This window comes from Amycolatopsis sp. NPDC049253 (assembly GCF_040678995.1).
Taxonomy (GTDB): Bacteria; Actinomycetota; Actinomycetes; order Mycobacteriales; family Pseudonocardiaceae; genus Amycolatopsis.
In genome coordinates this window covers 25,659-45,242 of sequence record NZ_JBFAQX010000044.1, presented here as the reverse complement: position 1 = coordinate 45,242, position 19,584 = coordinate 25,659, and the positions used below count along the sequence as shown (strand labels likewise).

The 19,584-nt window shown below is 71.2% G+C and carries 19 protein-coding genes; 10 read left to right on the top strand and 9 right to left on the bottom strand.

Features of this window, described 5'->3' with window-relative positions; genetic code table 11:
• Nucleotides 1-3 precede the first annotated feature (3 nt).
• The 3 genes from hydA to AB0K15_RS45090 are packed head-to-tail and all read right to left on the bottom strand — an operon-like array spanning nucleotide 4 to nucleotide 3,774.
• Complete coding sequence (hydA, locus tag AB0K15_RS45100) at nucleotides 4-1,440, bottom strand: dihydropyrimidinase (protein ID WP_364066731.1); 1,437 nt, start codon at nucleotides 1,438-1,440, stop codon at nucleotides 4-6.
• A complete protein-coding gene (locus AB0K15_RS45095) occupies nucleotides 1,440-2,282 on the bottom strand; it encodes a nitrilase-related carbon-nitrogen hydrolase (RefSeq protein ID WP_364066729.1) in 843 nt (280 codons plus the stop codon). The genes hydA and AB0K15_RS45095 overlap by 1 nt, the downstream gene beginning before the upstream one ends.
• Nucleotides 2,233-3,774: an NCS1 family nucleobase:cation symporter-1 gene (locus AB0K15_RS45090; protein WP_364066727.1), complete on the bottom strand. Its 1,542-nt coding sequence runs from the start codon at nucleotides 3,772-3,774 to the stop codon at nucleotides 2,233-2,235. The genes AB0K15_RS45095 and AB0K15_RS45090 overlap by 50 nt, the downstream gene beginning before the upstream one ends.
• A 230-nt stretch (nucleotides 3,775-4,004) precedes the next feature.
• Between AB0K15_RS45090 and AB0K15_RS45085 the strand changes: the two genes are divergently transcribed.
• The 3 genes from AB0K15_RS45085 (at nucleotide 4,005) to AB0K15_RS45075 (ending at nucleotide 7,379) form a co-directional block, all read left to right on the top strand.
• The gene (locus AB0K15_RS45085) at nucleotides 4,005-4,700 is read left to right on the top strand and encodes a response regulator transcription factor (protein WP_364066725.1); all 696 of its coding nucleotides are present in this window, start codon (nucleotides 4,005-4,007) and stop codon (nucleotides 4,698-4,700) included.
• Nucleotides 4,697-5,743 carry a HAMP domain-containing sensor histidine kinase gene (locus tag AB0K15_RS45080; protein WP_364066723.1) on the top strand — a complete coding sequence of 349 codons (1,047 nt, stop codon included), beginning with the start codon at nucleotides 4,697-4,699 and terminating at the stop codon, nucleotides 5,741-5,743. Before AB0K15_RS45085 ends, AB0K15_RS45080 begins: the two co-directional genes overlap by 4 nt.
• A gap of 73 nt (nucleotides 5,744-5,816) precedes the next feature.
• A complete protein-coding gene (locus AB0K15_RS45075; protein WP_364066721.1) occupies nucleotides 5,817-7,379 on the top strand; it encodes a DUF4173 domain-containing protein in 1,563 nt (520 codons plus the stop codon).
• On the opposite strand, the gene AB0K15_RS45070 is transcribed toward AB0K15_RS45075, so the two are convergent.
• Both AB0K15_RS45070 and AB0K15_RS45065 read right to left on the bottom strand, forming a co-directional pair.
• Nucleotides 7,376-7,747, bottom strand: a complete 372-nt coding sequence (locus tag AB0K15_RS45070; protein ID WP_364066719.1) for an SSI family serine proteinase inhibitor — start codon at nucleotides 7,745-7,747, stop codon at nucleotides 7,376-7,378. The genes AB0K15_RS45075 and AB0K15_RS45070 overlap by 4 nt on opposite strands.
• Nucleotides 7,748-7,775: 28 nt before the next feature.
• Entirely contained in the window at nucleotides 7,776-9,425 is a 1,650-nt protein-coding gene (locus AB0K15_RS45065) for a PucR family transcriptional regulator ligand-binding domain-containing protein (protein ID WP_364066717.1), read from the bottom strand.
• A 145-nt stretch (nucleotides 9,426-9,570) separates the two neighbouring features.
• On the opposite strand from AB0K15_RS45065, the gene AB0K15_RS45060 reads away from it, so the two are divergent.
• The 4 genes from AB0K15_RS45060 (at nucleotide 9,571) to AB0K15_RS45045 (ending at nucleotide 13,444) form a co-directional block, all read left to right on the top strand.
• Nucleotides 9,571-11,061 (top strand): CoA-acylating methylmalonate-semialdehyde dehydrogenase, encoded by a 1,491-nt coding sequence (locus tag AB0K15_RS45060; protein ID WP_364066715.1) that lies wholly within the window; start codon nucleotides 9,571-9,573, stop codon nucleotides 11,059-11,061.
• A 115-nt stretch (nucleotides 11,062-11,176) separates the two neighbouring features.
• Nucleotides 11,177-12,043, top strand: a complete 867-nt coding sequence (locus tag AB0K15_RS45055; protein ID WP_364066713.1) for an aldo/keto reductase — start codon at nucleotides 11,177-11,179, stop codon at nucleotides 12,041-12,043.
• The gene (locus tag AB0K15_RS45050) at nucleotides 12,040-12,867 is read left to right on the top strand and encodes an oxidoreductase (protein ID WP_364066711.1); all 828 of its coding nucleotides are present in this window, start codon (nucleotides 12,040-12,042) and stop codon (nucleotides 12,865-12,867) included. The genes AB0K15_RS45055 and AB0K15_RS45050 overlap by 4 nt, the downstream gene beginning before the upstream one ends.
• Nucleotides 12,860-13,444 (top strand): TetR/AcrR family transcriptional regulator, encoded by a 585-nt coding sequence (locus AB0K15_RS45045; RefSeq protein ID WP_364066710.1) that lies wholly within the window; start codon nucleotides 12,860-12,862, stop codon nucleotides 13,442-13,444. The genes AB0K15_RS45050 and AB0K15_RS45045 overlap by 8 nt, the downstream gene beginning before the upstream one ends.
• Here the strand turns inward: AB0K15_RS45045 and AB0K15_RS45040 are convergent.
• From AB0K15_RS45040 to AB0K15_RS45025, 4 genes are read right to left on the bottom strand one after another with little or no spacing between them, the layout of a single operon-like run.
• Nucleotides 13,431-13,946: a hypothetical protein gene (locus AB0K15_RS45040; RefSeq protein ID WP_364066709.1), complete on the bottom strand. Its 516-nt coding sequence runs from the start codon at nucleotides 13,944-13,946 to the stop codon at nucleotides 13,431-13,433. The genes AB0K15_RS45045 and AB0K15_RS45040 overlap by 14 nt on opposite strands.
• Nucleotides 13,943-15,196: a hypothetical protein gene (locus AB0K15_RS45035; protein WP_364066708.1), complete on the bottom strand. Its 1,254-nt coding sequence runs from the start codon at nucleotides 15,194-15,196 to the stop codon at nucleotides 13,943-13,945. The genes AB0K15_RS45040 and AB0K15_RS45035 overlap by 4 nt, the downstream gene beginning before the upstream one ends.
• On the bottom strand, nucleotides 15,193-15,516 hold the full coding sequence (locus tag AB0K15_RS45030; RefSeq protein WP_364066704.1) for a type VII secretion target: 324 nt from the start codon (nucleotides 15,514-15,516) through the stop codon (nucleotides 15,193-15,195). The genes AB0K15_RS45035 and AB0K15_RS45030 overlap by 4 nt, the downstream gene beginning before the upstream one ends.
• The gene (locus tag AB0K15_RS45025) at nucleotides 15,516-16,079 is read right to left on the bottom strand and encodes a YbaB/EbfC family nucleoid-associated protein (protein ID WP_364066702.1); all 564 of its coding nucleotides are present in this window, start codon (nucleotides 16,077-16,079) and stop codon (nucleotides 15,516-15,518) included. Before AB0K15_RS45025 ends, AB0K15_RS45030 begins: the two co-directional genes overlap by 1 nt.
• A 249-nt stretch (nucleotides 16,080-16,328) precedes the next feature.
• Here AB0K15_RS45025 and hrcA point away from each other — a divergent pair, with 249 nt between their 5' ends.
• Genes hrcA through AB0K15_RS45010 form a run of 3 tightly spaced genes read left to right on the top strand, consistent with a single transcriptional unit; the run spans nucleotide 16,329 to nucleotide 19,309 of the window.
• Nucleotides 16,329-17,354, top strand: a complete 1,026-nt coding sequence (gene hrcA, locus AB0K15_RS45020) for a heat-inducible transcriptional repressor HrcA (protein WP_364066700.1) — start codon at nucleotides 16,329-16,331, stop codon at nucleotides 17,352-17,354.
• Between the two features lie 35 nt (nucleotides 17,355-17,389).
• Nucleotides 17,390-18,553 carry a molecular chaperone DnaJ gene (gene dnaJ, locus AB0K15_RS45015; protein WP_364066698.1) on the top strand — a complete coding sequence of 388 codons (1,164 nt, stop codon included), beginning with the start codon at nucleotides 17,390-17,392 and terminating at the stop codon, nucleotides 18,551-18,553.
• Between the two features lie 3 nt (nucleotides 18,554-18,556).
• On the top strand, nucleotides 18,557-19,309 hold the full coding sequence (locus tag AB0K15_RS45010) for a 16S rRNA (uracil(1498)-N(3))-methyltransferase (protein WP_364066696.1): 753 nt from the start codon (nucleotides 18,557-18,559) through the stop codon (nucleotides 19,307-19,309).
• Nucleotides 19,310-19,584: the final 275 nt, after the last annotated feature.

Sequence of the window (19,584 nt, the reverse complement as noted above, 5' to 3'; positions counted from 1 at the left end):
CCTTCAGCTCAAGTATTGGTTGAGTCCGCGCGACAGGAACTTCCCATGGCCGACGGATCCGCTGAACCCGCTGGGCGACACCACGACCCGCCCCCGCGACAGGACAGTGTGGACCTTCCCCGTCAGCGAAAACCCCTCGTACGCCGAGTAATCCACGTTCATGTGATGTGTCGAAGCCGACAGCGTCTGCGTCGCCGCGGGATCGTAGATCACGATGTCCGCGTCCGACCCGGCCGCGATCACACCCTTGCGCGGATACAGCCCGAACATCCGCGCCGGCGTCGCCGAGCACGTCTCGACCCAGCGGCCCAGCGTGATCTCACCCGCGACCACGCCCTGGTGCAGCAGGTCCATCCGGTGCTCGACGCCCGGCATCCCGTTGGGGATCGCGCGGAAGTCGTCGCGGCCGAGCTCCTTCTGGTCCTTGAAGCAGAACGGGCAGTGGTCCGTGGACACCACCGACAGGTCGTTGGTCCGCAGCCCGCGCCACAGGTCCGCCTGGTGCGACTTGTCCCGCAACGGCGGCGACGCCACGAACTTCGCGCCCTCGAAGCCCGGCCGCGCCAGGTCCTCGATGGACAGGTACAGGTACTGCGGGCACGTCTCGGCGAACACGTTCTGCCCGTCGCTGCGGGCCTCCGCCACGGCCGCAAGCGCTTGCGACGCCGAGAGGTGCACGATGTAGAGCGGCGCGCCCGTCACGGCCGCGAGCGTGATCGCCCGCGACGTCGCCTCGCCCTCCAGCTGCGGCGGCCGCGTGAGGCCGTGCTGCAGCGGGTCGACGTTGCCCGCCGCCACCGCCTGCGCGGCCAGCTGGTCGATCGCGATGCCGTTCTCCGCGTGCATCATGATCGTCGCGCCGATCTCCCGCGCCTGCTGCATCGCCAGCAGGATCTCGCCGTCGGTCGAGTAGAACACGCCCGGGTAGGCCATGAACATCTTGAACGAACCGACGCCGGCGTCCACACAGGACTGCATTTCCTTGAGGGTGGAGTCGTTGACGTCCGACATGATCATGTGGAACCCGTAGTCGATCGCGCAGTTGCCGTCGGCCTTCGAGTGCCACTTGTCCAGCGTGGACTGCAACGACGTGCCCTTGGCCTGCACGGCGAAGTCGATGATCGTGGTCGTCCCGCCCCACGCCGCGGCGGTGGTGCCGGTCTCGAACGTGTCCACCGAGTGCGTGCCGCCGAACGGCATCTCCATGTGCGTGTGCGCGTCGATCCCGCCGGGCAGCACGTACTTGCCGGTGGCGTCGATCGTCTCGTCGGCACTGAGCACGCCGGGCGCGGCGACGGCGGCGATGCGCTCGCCGTCCACCAGCACGTCGGCGAGCACCGCGCCCGAGGGCGAGACGACCTGGCCGCCTTGAATCAGGATTGGGCGCGAAGCGCCTGGGTTGAGGGCGGCGGCGGGGGCATGGATGGAGAGCGTGGTCATCAGGCCTCCGTCAGGGGTCCGTAGCTGTCCGGGCGGCGGTCGCGGTAGAACGCCCACAGGTCGCGCACCTCGGCGAGCCGGCCCATGTCGAGGTCGCGCACCACGATCTCCTCCTCGGTGTCCGACGCGGCGTCGCCCACGAGCTGCCCGCGCGGGTCCGCGAAGTACGACTGGCCGTAGAAGTCGTTGTCGCCCAAGGGTTCCACGCCGACGCGGTTGATCGTGCCCACGTAGTACTCGTTCGCCACCGCGGCCGCCGGCTGCTCCAGGCGCCACAGGTACTCCGACAGGCCGCGGCTGGTGGCCGACGGGTTGAACACGATCTTCGCCCCGGCCAGGCCCAGCGCACGCCAGCCCTCGGGGAAGTGGCGCTCGTAGCAGATGTAGACGCCGATGCGGCCCACCGCCGTGTCGAACACCGGGTAGCCGAGGTTGCCGGGCCGGAAGTAGAACTTCTCCCAGAACCCCTTCACCTGCGGGATGTGGTTCTTGCGGTGCTTGCCCAGGTACTTGCCGTCCGCGTCGATCACCGCCGCGGTGTTGTAGTAGACGCCCGGCTGCTCCTGCTCGTACATCGGCACCACGAGCACCACGCCGTGGCGCTCGGCCACTTCCTGCATGAGCTTCGTGGTCGGGCCGTCGGGGATGCCCTCGGTGTAGGAGTAGTAGTCGGCGTCCTGGATCTGGCAGAAGTACGGGCCGTAGAACAGCTCCTGCAGGCAGACGACCTGGGCGCCCTGCGAGGCCGCCTTGCCGATGGCGTCGACGGCGTTGGCGATCATCGAGTCCTTGTCACCCGTCCACCGCTGCTGGATCAATCCGGCTCGAACCAGGTCGCTCACTTGTCTCCTCCTTCTTCACGGGCAGGGCGAGCAGCCAGTACACGACGAACGCGCTGGCGAAGCCGATCACCCAGTTGTAGTCGTAGAGCGGTTTGAGGAACGGGATGAGACCGTCCGCGGGGAAGGGGCCGCCGTAGGCTCCGCCGACGGCGAGCACCGCCCCCACCAGCGTCGCGACGAGGGCGCGCCAGTTCCAGCCCCCGCGGAACCAGTACACCCCGTCGGATGTGTAGAGGTCGCGCAGGCGAAGCCGCGTCCGGTTGATCGCCCAGTAACCGGCCACGAGCACGCCGGCGACGGCGCCGAGCAGGCCGCCGTAGAACCCGAGCCACGCGAAGATGTAGATGCTCGGGTCGGAGTAGAGCCGCCACGGCTGGATCGCGATGCCGAGGATGCCCGTGATCAGGCCGCCGATCGCGAAGGTGATGCGCTTCGGGAAGGCGTTGGAGAAGTCGTAGGACGGGCTCACGACGTTGGCCGCCAGGTTCGCCGAGATCGTGGCCAGCACCAGCGCCACCAGCGCGACGACCACCACGACCGGGCTCGCGAAGCGGTCGGCGAGCTGCGCCGGGTCCCAGATGTCCTCGCCGTAGAGCACGTGCCCGCCCGACGTCGTGAGGATCGCGACGATCGCGATGAACGTCATCGTGGTCGGCAGGCCGAGGATCTGCCCGCGCACCTGCTTGCGCTGGCTGCCGCCGAAGCGCGTGAAGTCCGGCATGTTGAGCGAGAGCGTGGACCAGAACGCGATCATCGCCATCAGCGACGGCGCGAACACCTTCCAGAAGTCCGAACCCCAGCCGAGCTTGCCGCCGTCTTCGAGGATGGGGCCGAGGCCGCCTGCCTTGACGAGCACGTAGCCGAGCAGGATGAGGAACCCGACCGACACGAGCGGGGCCGTCCAGTTCTCGAACTTGCGCACCGCCTCCATGCCGCGCCAGATGATCAGCATCTGCACGATCCAGAACACGGCGAAGCTCAGCCACAGCGTCCAGTGCTGGCCCCACACCACGGTCGAGTCGCGCCACCCGGAGCCGGCGAGGCGCCCGACGATCACGTAGATCGCCTCGCCGCCCACCCACGTCTGGATGCCGAACCAGCCGCACGCGATGAACGCGCGCAGCAGCGCGGCCAGGTTGGCGCCGCGCAGGCCGTAGAACGCGCGGGCGAACACGGGGAACGGGATGCCGTACTTCGTGCCGGCGTGGCTGTTGAGCAGCATCGGCGCGAGCACCACGATGTTGCCGATGGTGATCGTGATGAGCGCCTGGACCCAGTTCATGCCGAGCGCGATGAGCGACGCGGCCAGGGCGTAGCTGGGGATGTTGTGCGCCATCCCCATCCAGAGCGCGAAGTAGTTGTACGTGGTCCAGGTGCGTTTGGCGACCGGGACCGGGGCCAGTTCCTCGTTGAAGAACCGGCTGCCCGCGAGGGACCGCACATCGGCGAGGTCCACGCGGCCGTCGGCGTGTTCGCGTGTCGTCGGCTCCATTGCGGAATCCTGCGCGCCGGTCGAGGGCGGGTGGCAGAGGCAGACTGTTCACGCTTCGCGTGCGCTCGGCGCAGACTGTCGATTGCGCTTCGCCGCCCGGCAGTGCATGACGTGCGTCACAATCTGCCGGTATCTTCCGTGCAAAGTGACCGAAACACGGCGGCAGTTCTCCACAAGATCTCCACAGCTCACCCGGATGGCCTCCACGCCGGTTCCCTAGAGTCGGCGGCATGGACAAAGGGGGACGGCGGGTGCTGGTCGTCGAGGACGACCTCACGATCGCCGCGTCGATCGCCGCCCGGCTGCGGGCCGAGGGGTTCACCGTGGACGTGGCCCACGACGGCCCGGCCGCGGTGGCGGGTGAAGCCGAGTTCGGCCCGGACCTCGTGGTGCTCGACGTGATGCTGCCCGGGTTCGACGGGCTCGAGGTGTGCCGCCGGATCCAGGCGCGGCGGCCGGTGCCGGTCCTCATGCTCACCGCGCGGGCCGACGAGACCGACCTGCTCGTGGGCCTCGGTGTCGGTGCCGACGACTACCTGACCAAGCCGTTTTCGATGCGCGTGCTCAGCGCCCGCGTGAGCGCCCTGCTCCGGCGGGTCGAACGGTCGGCACAGGTCACGGCCCCGGAGCGGATCGTGCTGGGCGACCTGGAGATCGACATCGACCAGCGCCGGGTGGCCCGGGGCGGCGTGCCCGCTCAGCTCACGCCCATCGAGTTCGACCTGCTGGTGCACTTCGCGCGCCGGCCGCGCGCGGTCCAGCCGCGCGAACGACTGCTCAGCGAGGTGTGGGACTGGGACGTGCCGACGGGCGGCGCCGGCACCCGCGCGGTCGACAGTCACATCAAGGCGTTGCGGCGCAAGCTCGGCGCGGACCTCATCCGCACGGTCCACGGCGTCGGGTACGCGTTGGAGGTGCCGGCGTGAAGGCGCTGCTGTCGAAGGCCGTCGACTTCCTGCCGCGGCCGCTCGACCCGATCCGGTCGATCAAGCTCAAGCTGGCGATCCTCATGCTGGCGGCGGGCGCGATCGCGTTTCTCTTCTTCTGGTCCCGCATCGGCTGGCTGCCGCCCGCGACCACGATCACGGCCATGCTCATCGCCCTGGTCACCTCGCAGATCCTGGCCCACGGCATGACGCGGCCGCTGCGCGAGATGACCGCGGCGGCCCGCGCGATGGCCAAGGGCGACTACACGCGCCGCATCCGCGCGACGGCCCGCGACGAGGTCGGTTCGCTCGCCCACGCGTTCAACCAGATGGCCGCCGACCTCGCGACCGCCGACCAGCAGCGGCGCGAGCTGATCGCGAACGTCTCGCACGAGCTGCGCACGCCCATCACCGCGTTGAGCGGCGTGCTCGAAAACCTGGTCGACGGTGTTTCGTCGCCCGACGCCGCGACGCTGCGCACGGCCCTGCACCAGAGCGAACGGTTGGGCCGGCTCGTCACCGAGCTGCTGGACCTCTCGCGGATCGACGCCGGGACGTTGTCTCTGGACCTCACTCGCGTGGACCTGGAGGAGCTGCTGGCCGAGGTCGCCGCCGAGGCGGAGGCCATGGCCGCGGCCACGGGGCGCGGGGTGCGCTTCGACGTGTCGGTGTCGCCGCCGGGCGCGTGCGTGCGGGCCGATCGTGAACGGCTGTACCAGGTCGTGGTGAACCTGCTGGAAAACGCCGCTCGCCACGGCCCCGCGGGCGGCTCGGTGGAGGTCCGCGCGGCCGTGAACGCCGGCGAGACTCGCATCGAAGTCCGCGACGAAGGCCCCGGCATCCCCGCCGCCGACCGCGACCGCGTCTTCGAGCGCTTCACCCGCGGGGAACGCGCCGGCGGTGGCGGGACCGGGCTCGGCCTGGCCATCGCGCGCTGGGTCGTGGAGCTGCACGGCGGGACCATCGCCGTGGTCGAACCCCCGGCCGGCGTCGGGCCCGGCGCGGCGCCGGGGTGCCGGATCCGCGTGACGCTGCCGGCCTGATCTTCCTGGTGCTTCCCTTGAGGGGAGCTGCCGTGCCCGAATATTTGCCAACGCGAACACGGAGGCTGTTTTCGTGACCGAGGAAAAGCCGAGACCGGCCCACGCGGTACCGCCGGAGAACGCGGTGGGTGGGGCAGTCGAGGGGGCTGCCCCACCCGCCGCGGACGCGGGGGCGATCGGTTCGGGAGGCGGCGTCGCTGTTGCGGAGCCGTTCACCCCGATGCTGGTGCGGTCCGCGCCGAAGTCGGCGGTGGTGCCGATGGTGGCCGGGGTACTGCCGGCCGTCGCGGTGGCCGGAGTAGCGACCGCGACGTTGGTGCCGCTGGACCGGCCGGGGATCGGGTGGCTGCTGGCGGCGCTGGTGGTGACGGCGCTGATCGTGGTCGTGGACCGCCGCGCGCGGGAGGAGAAGACGACCCGGCGGGCGAGCGTCGCGTGGGCGGCGCTGGCGCTCGCGCTGGTGGCGGTCGGCGCGGTGCGGGCGTCGGAGTGGCTGTTCGGGTTGTGCGTCGTGGCCGCGCTGGTGGCCGGATCGCTCGCGGTGGTGGGGCCGCGGTCGGTCAACTCGGCGCTCTACGACGCGCTCGCCGTGCCGCTGGAGGCGTTCCACGCGATCCCGTGGGTGGCGCGCGGGCTGCGGGGCCGGGGGACGCAGCGCGGTCGCGTGCTGGGGGCCGCGCTCGGGGCGGCGGCGGTGCTGGCGGTGTTCCTGCCGTTGCTGACGAGTGCGGACGCGACGTTCGCGCACTTCGTCGGAGCGCTGGTGCCCGATCTGCGCGCGGATTCGGCCGTGCGGTGGGGATTCCTGTTCTGCGCCGGCGCCTTCGGCACGGCGGGGGCGTACTACGTACTGGCTGCGCCCCCGCGCCGGGCAACCGACGGCAACCGCAAAGCCCAGGGCGACAGTCTCTTGTGGACGGTCCCGCTGGTGACGCTGGTGGTGCTGTTCGCCGCCTACGTCGTGGTCCGGCTCGTGGAGTTGTTCGGCGGCACGGACTACGTGCTGCGCACCGGTGGCCTCACCTCGGCCGAATACGCTCGCGGCGGCTTCTGGCAGCTGTGCGCGTGCACGGTCCTCACGCTGGGCATCATCGCGCTGGCGTTGCGCTGGGCGCCGCGGGAGACCGCCGCGGAACGGTTGCGGCAGCGGGTGCTGCTCGGGGCACTGGCGGCGCTGAGCCTCGTGCTCGTGGTGTCCGCGCTCAGTCGCATGTGGACCTACCAGGAGGCTTACGGCTTCACCGTGCTGCGGCTGCTCGTGGAGGTCTGCGAGCTCTGGCTCGGCTGCGTCTTCCTGCTCGTCGGGGCGGCGCTGGTCACCCTGCGCTCGTCGTGGCTGCCGCGTGCGGCCATCGCGACGGCCGCCGGCGCGCTGCTGGCCCTCGCGGTCACGAATCCGGAAGCGCTCATCGCCGGCGCGAACCTCGACCGCGCGGAGCACGGGAAACCGCTCGACCTGGCCTATCTGCGCGGGTTCTCCACCGACATCTTCCCCGTGGTCGCCGAACGGCTGCCGAACGCCGACTGCGTGCTGGGGCCGATGCTGCTGCGGCTGGACGACGACAGCTGGCCCGGCTGGAACCTCAGCCGGGCCAGGGCACTGGATGTCGAGCTACCGCCGCCGGGACACTGCTAGAAGCCGAACACGCCCGCGGTCTGGGCGTCGGCCGCGCACTTGTTCGAGAACGTGGCGTGGAACGTGACCGGCTTGCCGTGCCACGTGCCGAAGGCGGCGGCGTCGACCGGCGAGTAGATCATCGTGCAGCGCTGCAGCCGCGGCTTGATGTGGGCGATGTCGCCATCGACGCCGGTGAGGGTGGCACAGGCCGCGTCGGACTTGGGGTGGCTGCCGCCGGCGGGATCGCAGGTGAGCGAAACGGAGCTGAGGCGGCCCGTCGTCTCGTGCAGGCTCAGCTGGAGCGTGGACGCGGGCAGCTGGGGCGCCGCGACACCACTGAGGCCGAGCACGCACGCGGCGATCGGAGCGAAGGAAGAAAACACCATACTTCGGCTATCGGCACCCGGAAGCTGATCACTGTGCTGCACGTCCGGGTGAGTTTTCCTCCCCCGAAAGGGTGGGGTCACCGGTCAGGTCGTGGGCCAGGAGCGCGACGTAGAGCGACAACATCGACTCCGGGTCTTCCAGCCGCACGCCGAGGACCTGCTCGATCCGCGCGAGCTGCTGGTAGTACGCGGTACGCGAGGTGTGGGCCGCGACGGCCGCCGCCGACTTGTTGCCGCCATGGGCGCAGTAGTGCCGCAGCGCCTGCACCAGCCGGCTGCCCGAAGCGGCGTCGCGCTGCAGCAGCGGCCCCAGCTCACGCGCGGCGAACGACGTCACGCGCTCGTCGTCGGCCAGCAGGTGCAGCAGGCCGCGCAGCCGCACGTCGCGCAGCCGGTGCACCGGCCGTTCGGTTTCCTCGCTCAACGCGGCCGCGGCCACCTGCGCGGCTTCGACCAGCGTCCGCCGGGCCTCGGCTGGCCCGGTCACGGTCGTGCCCACGGCGAGCACGGCGGGCGCGCTCGCGCGGGCTTCGTGGATGTCGGCGGCCAGCCGCTGCAGCACGGCGTCGGCGTGCGCCTCGGGCGAAAGGGCGAGCAGGGCCCGCACGCCCGTCTCGTCGGTCGCCACGAGCGCCGACACCTTCGCCCGCCGCGCGGCCAGCGCCGTCGCCTCGGCCAGCTCCCGAAGCAGCAGCGGGGTCGACAGCGACTGCCGCGTGGTCGCCGTGATGCGCGGGCGCACCGCGAGGCCGATCAGCCGCCGCCCGGTCAGCGGCACGGCGAGTGCCGACGCCCGCGCGAGCAGTTCCGCCGCCGGCGCCGGCGAAGCCAGCAGCTCCGTGATCACGGCCCGGTGCGCCAGGCGTTCCAGCGTGTCGGAGTCGCGGGCCACCAGCCGGTGCACGGCCAGGGCCGACGCCGCGCGTTCGGCCACCACGCGGTGGCGGTGCGGCGGTGGTTCCGCGCAGACGAGCACGAGCCGGCCCCAGTCGTGGCCGCGGGCACCGACGACCGTCACGAGCCAGCCCGCGTTCGCGTGGTAGCCCGTGCGTTCGCCGAGCTGCACCACACGCGAGCGCGCCGGCCAGCCCGTGAGCAGCTCGGCGGGATCCGTGCCGGCCGCGTCGTAGGCGAGCACCTCGTGGGCCAGCGTCTCCAGCACCACCGGCTGCTCGGTCAGCCGCGTCACCTCGCCGAGCACCACCCCGGGCTCCGCGCCCGCGACGGTGAGCGCGGTGAACGTCTCGTGCACCCGCTCGGCCGCGCGCAGCTCGGCCACCTGCGCGTCGACGATCAGCCCGTTCACGGCCTCGGTCACGGCGACGTAGCGCGTCTCGCGCGAGAGTGTGATCAGCGGCAGGCCGCGCTGCTCGGCCGCCTCGACCAGGGCGTTCGGCAGGCGGTCGCTCCAGTGCCGGACCAGCTCCACGACCACGCCGGCCACGCCCACCTCGGCGAGGTCGGCGACGTAGCGGGCGAGCGACGGGCCGTCGTCCGGCAGCGCGACGCCGGTGGTGAGCACCAGCTCGCCGCCGCGCAGGAGGTGGGCGATGTCGGCGACCTCGGCCACGTGCGCCCAGCGCACCGGCCGGTCGAGCCCCGCGCTGCCCGCCACGACGTGGGGCCGGCCCTGGCGCAGGGCCGGCAGCGCGAGCACCTCGGACACGGTCGGGTACATCCGGTTCTCGCCCCTCTTTCGCACACCCGCAGGCACAGACTGTACGGCCGGGCGCGGGACTCCGTACACGTTGCCGATGGCGTCCGCGTGGCGCGCGAGCCGAGACTCGGGTGGACAAGCGACCGAGAAGCGAGGAGCCGACGCCGTGACCGACCGCATCAGCCACTGGATCGACGGCAAGCCGTACACCGGCGCGGCCGGGCGCACCGGCGACGTGTACGACCCCGCGACCGGCGAGGTCCGGGCGAAGGTGGACTTCGCGGGCCAGGCCGAGGTCGACCAGGCGGTGGCGGCCGCTTCCGCCGCGTTGCCGGGGTGGCGCGGCACGTCGCTGGCCGGGCGCACGCGGGTGCTGTTCGCGTTCCGTGAGCTGCTGTCGGCGCGCAAGCACGAGCTCGCGAAGATCATCACGAGCGAGCACGGCAAGGTCGAGTCCGACGCGGCCGGCGAGATCGCCCGGGCGATCGAGAACGTCGAATACGCGTGCGGCGCGGCGCAGCTGCTCAAGGGCGGCTTCAGCGAGAACGCCTCCACCGGCGTGGACGTGTACTCGATCGCGCAGCCGCTGGGCGTGGTCGGCGTGATCTCGCCGTTCAACTTCCCCGCGATGGTGCCGCTGTGGTTCGTGCCCAACGCGCTGGCGTGCGGCAACACCGTGGTGCTCAAGCCGAGCGAGAAGGACCCGTCCGCGTCGCTGTTCATCGCGGAGCTGCTCGCCGAGGCCGGGCTGCCCGCCGGCGCGCTCAACGTGCTGCACGGCGACAAGGCCGCGGTCGACGGGCTGCTGGAACACCGGGACGTGAAGGCGATCTCGTTCGTCGGCTCCACGCCCATCGCGCGCTACGTCTACGAGACGGGCACCCGCCACGGCAAGCGCGTGCAGGCGCTCGGCGGGGCGAAGAACCACATGGTCGTGCTGCCCGACGCCGACCTCGACCTCGCGGCCGACGCCGCCGTGTCGGCCGGGTTCGGGTCCGCGGGGGAGCGGTGCATGGCGGTGTCGGTGGTGGTGGCGGTCGACCCGGTCGGCGACGAGCTGGTCGCGAAGATCACCGAGCGGATGTCCCGGCTGCGCGTCGGCGACGGCCGCGAACCCGAGTCGGAGATGGGTCCCCTGGTGACGAAGGCGCACCACCAGCGCGTGACGTCCTATGTGGACGCCGGCGTCGCCGAAGGCGCGGAGCTCGTGGTCGACGGCCGCGGCATCGAGATCGCGGGGGACGGTTTCTGGCTCGGTCCCACGCTGTTCGACCGCGTCGGACCCGGGATGTCGGTCTACACCGACGAGATCTTCGGTCCCGTGCTGTCGGTGGCGCGGGCGACGAGCTTCGACGACGCGCTGAGCCTGGTCAACGCCAGCCCGTACGGCAACGGCACCGCGATCTTCACCGGCGACGGCGCGGCCGCGCGGCGCTACCAGAACGAGGTGGAGGTGGGCATGGTCGGCGTGAACGTGCCCATCCCGGTGCCGGTCGGGTACTACTCGTTCGGCGGCTGGAAGGACTCGCTCTTCGGCGACACCCACGCGTACGGGCCCGAGGGGTTCCACTTTTTCACGCGCACCAAGGTCGTCACCTCGCGCTGGCCGGACACCTCGCACGCCGGGGTGAACCTGGGTTTTCCGAAGAACACCTGATCTCCTGGCCCGGGGCAGCTTCGCGGGGTGCTGCACCCGGGCCAGGTTGGCGAGCGCGCCGGAACGGGCGTAAAGTGAACTGTACGTTCAGTTCACTTCTGAAGGAGAACGTTCCATGGCAGCACAGCCCGCGAAGTCGTCCGGCACGTTCGCGATCGGCGGGGACCTGCCCGTCGTGCGGCTCGGGTTCGGTGCGATGCAGCTGCCCGGCCCCGGCGTGTGGGGCGAGTCTCGTGACCCGGAGGGGGCCGTGCGCGTGCTGCGCAGGGCCGTCGAGCTCGGGGTCAACCTCATCGACACCGCCGACTCGTACGGCCCGTTCGTGGCCGACCTGCTCATCCGTGAGGCCCTGCACCCGTACGCCGACGACCTGGTGATCGCCACCAAGGCCGGCTTCACCCGGCAGGGCCCGAACCAGTGGATCCCCGTCGGCCGGCCCGAGTACCTGCGCCAGCAGGTGGAGCTGAACCTGCGCCACCTCGGCCTCGAGCGCATCGACCTGCTGCAGCTGCACCGCATCGACCCGAAGGTGCCCGTCGCGGACCAGGTCGGGGAGCTCGCCACGCTGCAGTCGGAGGGCAAGATCCGGCACATCGGCCTGTCGGAGATCTCGGTCGAGGATCTCGTCGAGGCCCAGAAGACGGCCACGATCGTCTCGGTGCAGAACCGCTTCAACCTCGCGGACCGGTACTCCGAGCCGCTGCTGGACCACGTGACGAAGGAGGGCATCGCGTTCATCCCGTGGTTCCCGCTGGCCACGGGTTCGCTGGCGGGCCCGGACAGCCCGCTTTCGCAGGTGTCGAAGGAGCACGGCGCGTCGCCTTCGCAGCTCGCGCTGGCGTGGCTGCTCAAGCGTTCGCCGGTGATGCTGCCGATCCCGGGCACGTCCAGCGTCGGGCACCTCGAGGACAACGTGGCGGCGGCCGAGATCGAGCTGACCGACGACGAGTTCGCGGCGCTCAGCGCGGCGGCTTCGCGGTGAGTGTCTGGTTCGTCACCGGCGCGTCGCGGGGTTTCGGCCTCGAGATCGCGCGGGCGGCGCTGGAGCGCGGTGACCAGGTGGTGGCCACCGCGCGCCAGGCGTCCGCCGTGGAGAAAGAGTTCCCGGGCAACCCCTCGGTTTTGGCGGTGGCGCTCGACGTGACCGACGAGGCCGCCGCTTCGGCCGCCGTCGGTGCTGCTGTGGACCGGTTCGGGCGCATCGACGTGCTGGTGAACAATGCCGGCCGCGGTCTGCTCGGCGCGGTGGAGGAGGCGTCGGACGAGGCCGTGCGCGCGGTGTTCGACGCCAACGTCTTCGGCCTGCTCGCCGTGACGCGCGCGGTGCTGCCCGTGCTGCGGCGCCAGCGGTCGGGGCACGTGGTGAACATCAGCTCGGTCGGCGGGTTCACGACCGGCCCGGGCTGGGGCGTGTACGGGGCGACGAAGTTCGCCGTCGAGGCGCTTTCCGAGGCGCTGCACGGGGAACTGGCGCCGCTCGGCGTGCACGTGACGGTGGTCGAGCCGGGCTTCTTCCGGACCGACTTCCTCGACTCGTCGAGCCTGCACCGCGCCGAGGGCGAGATCGCCGACTACGCCGCTTCCGCCGGCGCGACGCGCGCGGCGGCGGATTCGCGCAACCACGCGCAGCCGGGCGACCCGCGCAAGGCCGCCTCGGCGATCGTCTCGGTGGTCGCTTCCCCCTCGCCGCCGCTGCGCCTCCAGCTGGGCGCCGACGCTGTCGCCCGCGTCGAGGCGAAACTCGACTTCGTCCGCGACGAACTTTCGCGCTGGCGCGAGCTTTCGGTCTCCACGGACCATGACTGACGAGACGTCCCTGCGGCCCCGCAGCGCGCGCGCCCACGCGTGCGCGCTGTCGGCCGCGCGCGAGCTGCTCGCCGAAGGTGGTCTCCCGGCCGCCACGGTCGACGCCATCAGCGCCCGGTCCGGCGTCAGCAAGGCGACGCTGTACAAGCACTGGCCCAGCCGCACGGCCCTGGCCGCGGAGGCCTTCGGGCGCGAGATGGCGGACGCGATCCCGCTGCCCTCCACCGGCGATCCGCGGGCGGACCTGGTGGAGCAGGTGCGTCGAGTGAGTGCTTTTTACGCGGGTCCGACGGGGGAGGTCTTCGCGCAACTGCTCGCCGCCTGCGTTACGGACCCCTCGGCGGCCCCGTACTTCCGCGAGTTCTTTTTGGACGGTCGCCGGGCGGCTATTTCCGTTCTGTGGCAGCGATTGGTGGCGAGCGGAATGGCTTCGCCGTCGGTGGACGCCGAGACGGCGACGGACGTCCTGTTCGGGCCGCTGATCTTCCGCCGCCTGACGGGCCACGCGCCACTGACGGTCGCCGAGGCCGACGCGATCTCGTCGGCGGCGTTGGAGGGGTTGCTCAAGCGGGGATGACGTTGATGATCAGCTTGGTCTTCGGGTACAGGCACAGCGTGTTGTTCCGCTCCGGCTTGATCTTCTCCCACGTCTCGAGGTCGGTGGAATAGGTCTTCCCTCCGACTCGGACCTCACACCGTTGCAACGTGTGGGTGGTGCCGGCTTCGAACCGCAGCCCGATCGGGTAGGCGTCCGTGATCGGTGAGCTGCCGAAGTCGTGGGTCCACCCGGTCACCACGACCAGCGGCTTGTGCAGGTCGCGGTAGCGGCGGGCGCACAACACCAGGCAGACGACGGCGAGCACCACGAGGAAGGGGAGCGCGCCGAACGACTCGGCCCGTTGAGTGCCTTCGAACACGTGTGTGGTCGTCGCCAGGACCACGCAAAACACGGTGGTGAGCACGCCGACTGCCAGGGAGAGCCAGAACGTGAAGTTGAGGACGAGACGACGCTGCGACGGGTGGAGACGCCCGGCGAGATTGGCCGCCGCGACCTCCGCCGGGCTGACCGGAGTGGTCACTCGCCCCCGCCTTCTCCGCCGCCTTCGCCGCCTTCACTCTTGTGCTCATTCTCGTAAGCCTCTGAGGCTTCCTTGGAGCGGTCCCGCTGTTCGTTTTCCTGTCGGCGAGCTTCTTCGCCTGCACCGAGTGTGTCGGTCGGCGTCCACTTCGGCACATCGCCGCCGGCTTTCTCCCACTCCTCGGGGTTGAGGAAGCTGCGACCGGGCTCGGTGAACGGCTTGACTTTGGTTTCCAGGAAGTCGTGGCCGGGTACCTTCTCCGCCGCCCCGTCCTTCCAGCCTTCGGCCTTCTCCTTGACCTTCGCGGCCTTCTCGGCGTCGGTGAGCTTGTCCCAGGCGCCGCCGGTCTCCTTGAGGTCGTTGGCCTTCTTCTCGATGCTCACCGCGGCGTCGAGGCTCTTGTCGGAGATCTTGCCCGCGGTCTTGCCGAGCTTGTCGAGGATCTTGGCGGCGTCCTCGATGGCACCCTTCGCCTTGCCCGCGCTCTGGGCCAGCTTGTCGAGCTTCTCCACCACCTGCGCGATGCGGGTGCTGATCTTCTCCGCGAGGATGCCGCCTTCGACGACCGTGTCCGCGATGAACGCCGCAATGGTGCCACCGAAGGTGAACCAGGAGGAGGCGAGCGCGGCGAGCGCCTTGATGATCAGGTTGCCCACGAACGACGAGATCATGTCGCGGATCAAGCCGCGCTCGGTCCCGACCAGCGCGCCGGCGACGTTCATCGCCACCGAGGCGGCCTGGGCCTGTCCGGCCGCACCGCGCAGCGTGGCGACGTAGCCCTTCGCCATGTTCTGGTACGCCTGGCCACCCGCGCTCTGGAACTCCGGGGCGACCTTGGCCGCGGCCTGCTCGTACTGACCGGCGCTGGTCGTGAGCTGCTTCGAGACGTTCGTCCAGGTCACCGCCTTGGCGGTGATCTCTTCGGGGTTGCCCGCCAGCTTGTCGAGCCCGTCCTTCAGGAAGCTGATGTGTTCGATCAGCCAGCCGACTCCCGCGGCGGCCAGCGTGCCGAGCGGGTCGAGCGCCGCGCCCAGGATGTCGAGACCGTCGGTGACGACGTCCACACCCAGGTTGAGCCAGTCGCCGTTGCGGGCGTCGGTGATCGTGGACGCGACGTCGTTCAACGCGCCACTGCCCGCGGTCTGGGCGTTGAGGTTGTCCCATTCGTTGCTCGACGAACCCATGTTCGACGTGAGCCCGGTCGGTGCCTCGCTCGTTGCGACCAGCGGGTTCTCCTGCGTCTCGGTCATGCCGGGAGCTCCTTGCCGAACGAGGTGACCTTGTCCTTCGTGCCCTGTTCGTTCGTGTCGTAGTGGTCGTGCGCCTGCTGGAGCTTGTCGGCGATGTCGTCGGCGGACGACGCGACCTGGCCGATGAAGGCGCTCGCGATCGAGAGGTATGCCTGGAGCGGGAGCGCGAAGACCTGGCCCACGAGGCCGAACGAACTGTCACCGAACGCCTGCGCGGATCCGGTCGCCTCGGCGGCGGTCTTCACCCCCTCACCGATGTCCTGCACCTCACCCTTGTGCGCCTGCAACGCCGTGAGATTGACCTGCTGCGTGCCTGCCATCAGTAGCCCCTCCCCAGGATCGAGCCGCCGTTGTAGTAGTCGTCGTCATCGGAGGGGTCGGCCGCGGGTCGAGCTGGGCGCGAGGGCCGGGCCGGAGGAGCCGGCGGGGCCGGGGGAGCCGGCGGGGCCGGGGGAGCCGGCGGGGCAGGCGGAGGAGGCGGCGCGCCACCATCCTCGTCCCGATTGAAGAATTGTCGCGCTTCCGGCGGCGCCGGCGGCGTCTCCTCGGGGACTTCCGGAGTCGGAATCTGCTCGTCGAGGAATTTCATCGCGTCGCTGTTTTCGCCGATGAGCGGGGCCATGATGGCGTGCAGCTGCTGAGCCGCCTGGACTTGGGCGCGGTGCGCCGTGGCGACGACGGCGGCGGCGAGCGCGCTGCGGCTGATCTCGTCGGCGCGGGGGCCGAAGCTGAGCTGCTGCAGGGCTCCGCTGGTGTTCACGGTCACGGTGACCGCGCCGTCGTTGCTCGTCGCCGTGGCGGCGACGCGCTTGAGGCGCTCCTGGGCCTCCGCGGCTCGCTGTCCGATTTCGGCGATTTCGGGTGCGCGCCCGTTATTGTCCACGACTGCCCTCGGCTCTTGGGGATCCACCACGTTCTTCTGAGGCAGCAAACCGGTTAACGGTTCCCCTAGCAAGCGAAGATTTCATTTGTCCGGTTCGCCGCTATTAATGGGTATTTGCCATTCTTTTACCTTGTGTCAGGCGTCACCCGCGGAGCTCCGAGACACCACCGTGTCCGCCGGGTTGAGCGCCGGGCACTCAGGCTTCCGTAAACTCGTTGTGAGTAGCGGGCCGAAAGCAGGGAGGTGCCGGTGGCGAACACGGACGAGCGTCGCTTCGAGGTGCTGCGCGCGATCGTGGCCGACTACGTCTCGAACCAGGAGCCGGTGGGATCCAAGACGATCGTCGAGCGGCACAACCTGGGCGTTTCGAGCGCGACGGTGCGCAACGACATGGCCGCGCTCGAGGAAGAGGGGTACATCACCCAGCCGCACACCAGCGCGGGGCGGATCCCCACGGACAAGGGCTACCGGCTGTTCGTGGACAAGCTCTCGGAGATCAAGCCGCTCTCCGCGGCCGAGCGGCGGGCGATCACGACGTTCCTCGACTCGGGCACCGACCTCGACGACGTGCTGCGCCGGTCGGTGCGGCTGCTCGCGCAGCTGACCCGGCAGGTCGCGGTGGTGCAGTACCCGATGCTGACCAACGCGGCGGTGCGCCACCTCGAGGTGGTCCCGCTCACACCGGCGCGGCTCATGCTCGTGCTCATCACCGACTCGGGCCGGGTCGACCAGCGCACGGTCGACCTCGGCGACGTGCTCACCGAGGAGAGCGTGCTGCGCCTGCGGACCGTGCTCAACGGCGCGCTCGCCGGGCGCCGGCTCGTCGAAGCCGCCGCGCGCGTGGCCGAGCTGCCCGAGGTGGCGCCGAGCGAGCTGCGCGACAGCCTCACCCGCATCTGCACGGTGCTGGTCGAGTCGCTGGTCGAGCATCCGGAAGAACGCCTGGTGCTGGGCGGCACGGCCAACCTGACCCGCAACGTCGCCGACTTCCCGGGCTCGCTGCGGCAGGTCCTCGAAGCGCTCGAGGAGCAGGTGGTCGTGCTCAAGCTCCTGGCCGCGGCACGCAACCCCGGTGCGGTGACGGTCCTCATCGGCGAGGAAAATGAAGACGAGCAGATGCGCAGCACCTCGGTCGTGTCGATCGGCTACGGCCGGGACGACATGCTGCTGGGAGGCATGGGCATCGTCGGACCCACCCGGATGGACTACCCGGGCACCATCGCGGCCGTCCGCGCGGTGGCCAACTACGTGGGGCAGATCCTGTCCGGCCGCTGACGGCCCGGGCAGAGCAGAAGGAGAAGGCAGAAAACGTGGCGAGGGACTACTACGGGATCCTCGGGGTGGCCAAGAACGCGACGGATCAGGAGATCAAGCGCGCGTACCGCAAGCTGGCCCGTGAGCTGCACCCCGACGTGAACCCGTCGGAGGACGCGCAGCACAAGTTCGGCGAGGTGACCACCGCCTACGAGGTGCTCTCCGACCCGCAGAAGCGCAAGATCGTCGACCTCGGCGGCGACCCGATGGACTCGGGCGCGCGCGGCGGCGGTGGCGGCGACCCGTTCGCCGGCTTCGGCGGACTCGGCGACATCATGGACGCGTTCTTCGGCGCCGCCGGCGGTGGCGGCGGCCGTGGCCGGGGACCGCGCAGCCGCGTGCAGCCGGGCTCCGACGCGCTGATCCGCCTCGCGCTCACGCTCGAGGAGTGCGCCACCGGCGCCGACCGCGAGATCACCGTCGACACGGCCGTGGTCTGCGACCTGTGCCGCGGCGCGGGCACCGCGGAGGGCACCACCACCAAAACGTGCGACACCTGCGGCGGCGCCGGCGAGGTGCAGTCGGTGCAGCGCTCGTTCCTCGGCCAGGTCGTCACGGCCCGCCCGTGCCCGGTCTGCCGCGGCTTCGGCGAGGTCATCCCCGACCCGTGCCGCCAGTGCGGCGGCGACGGGCGCATCCGGGCGCGCCGCAACGTCACGGCGAAGATCCCGCCGGGCGTCGGCGACGGCATGCGCATCCGGCTCTCCGGCCAGGGCGAGGTCGGCCCCGGCGGCGGCCCCGCGGGCGACCTGTACGTGGAGATCGACGAGCTGCCGCACGAGGTGTTCGTCCGCGAAGGCAACGAGCTGCACTGCAACTTCCGCATCCCGATGACCACGGCGGCCCTCGGTGCGACCGTGCCGATCACCACGCTGGTGGACGGCGACTACGAGCTCGACGTCGAGCCCGGCACGCAGCCCAACACCGAGCTCGTGCTCACCGGCAAGGGCATGCCGCGGCTGCGCTCGTCCGGGCGCGTCGACGGCCGCGGCGACCTCCACGTGCACATCGACGTGGTGGTGCCGACCAAGCTCGACGAGGCGCAGCGCGACCTGCTCGTGGAGCTGGCCCAGCAGCGCGGCGAGGAGGTGCCCACGCTGGCGGCCAACGGCAGCAAGCACGGCGGCCTGTTCTCCAAGCTGCGCACGAAGCACCGCTGACCCGTGCCCGACACCACGCTGCCGGTCTTCCTCGCCACCGCCGTGCCCGACCGCGGCTCGGCCGTGCTCGACGGCGAGGAAGCCCGGCACGCCGCCACCGTCCGCCGGCTGCGCGTGGGGGAGCAGCTGGTGCTCTCCGACGGCGCCGGGGCGATGGCCCGCTGCACCGTCGACGCGGTGCAGGCCGGGCGAGACGCCTCTCTCACCCTGACGGTCGTCGAACGCTGGACCGAGGAGCCGCCGGCGCTGCGCGTGCACGTCGCACAGGCGCTGGCCAAGGGCGACCGCGGCGAGCTGGCCGTGGAGCTCGCCACCGAGGCCGGCGCCGACGCGATCGTGCCCTGGCGCGCGGCCCGCAGCGTCGCCAAGTGGGAAGACGGTGCCCGCGGCGACAAGGCACTGGCCCGCTGGCGCGCGACCGCCCGCGCCGCCGCGAAGCAGGCCCGCCGCGCGCACGTGCCCGACGTCATCGAGCCCGTCGGCACCCGAGAGCTCGCCCAGCTGGCCGCCACGATGTCCCGCACGCTCGTGCTGGAGTCCGGCGTGACCAGCCGCCTCACGGAGATCGACCTCCCCGACACCGGCGACATCCTGCTGGTCGTCGGCCCGGAAGGCGGCATCACCGACGACGAGCTCAGCACGCTCGAAGCCGCCGGCGCCACCACCGTCCGCCTCGGCCCGACGGTGCTGCGCACCTCCACCGCGGCCGCCGTCGCCCTCGGCGCCCTCGGTGCGCTGACCGGCCGCTGGAAGTGACCCCGCGGGCACGCCGCGCGTCCGGGAACACGAATGCGGCCACATTTTGCGGCGAGTCATGGCGCGATCACACTCCGGACAGCTACGCTCGTCACCAACGCGTGACACGACGTTTGGGCGCGCCACTGGGTGGGTAACCCAGTTGCGCGCATCAGAAGACCCCGCCGGGCACCTCCCCCCTCGGTCCGGCGGCGGGGCGGGGGGGGGGGGGGGGGCGCGCGCGGGGCCCCCCACCCCGGGGAGTGCGGGTGGTGGTGTGGGTGGGGGGGGTTGTG

Coding starts and splice junctions, on each gene's coding strand:
- AB0K15_RS45090 (WP_364066727.1), bottom strand. CDS start 3,774: ATGGAGCCGACGACACGCGAACACGCCGACGGCCGCGTGGACCTCGCC.
- hydA (WP_364066731.1), bottom strand. CDS start 1,440: ATGACCACGCTCTCCATCCATGCCCCCGCCGCCGCCCTCAACCCAGGC.
- AB0K15_RS45045 (WP_364066710.1), top strand. CDS start 12,860: ATGACTGACGAGACGTCCCTGCGGCCCCGCAGCGCGCGCGCCCACGCG.
- AB0K15_RS45055 (WP_364066713.1), top strand. CDS start 11,177: ATGGCAGCACAGCCCGCGAAGTCGTCCGGCACGTTCGCGATCGGCGGG.
- AB0K15_RS45030 (WP_364066704.1), bottom strand. CDS start 15,516: ATGGCAGGCACGCAGCAGGTCAATCTCACGGCGTTGCAGGCGCACAAG.
- AB0K15_RS45035 (WP_364066708.1), bottom strand. CDS start 15,196: ATGACCGAGACGCAGGAGAACCCGCTGGTCGCAACGAGCGAGGCACCG.
- AB0K15_RS45065 (WP_364066717.1), bottom strand. CDS start 9,425: ATGTACCCGACCGTGTCCGAGGTGCTCGCGCTGCCGGCCCTGCGCCAG.
- AB0K15_RS45085 (WP_364066725.1), top strand. CDS start 4,005: ATGGACAAAGGGGGACGGCGGGTGCTGGTCGTCGAGGACGACCTCACG.
- AB0K15_RS45070 (WP_364066719.1), bottom strand. CDS start 7,747: ATGGTGTTTTCTTCCTTCGCTCCGATCGCCGCGTGCGTGCTCGGCCTC.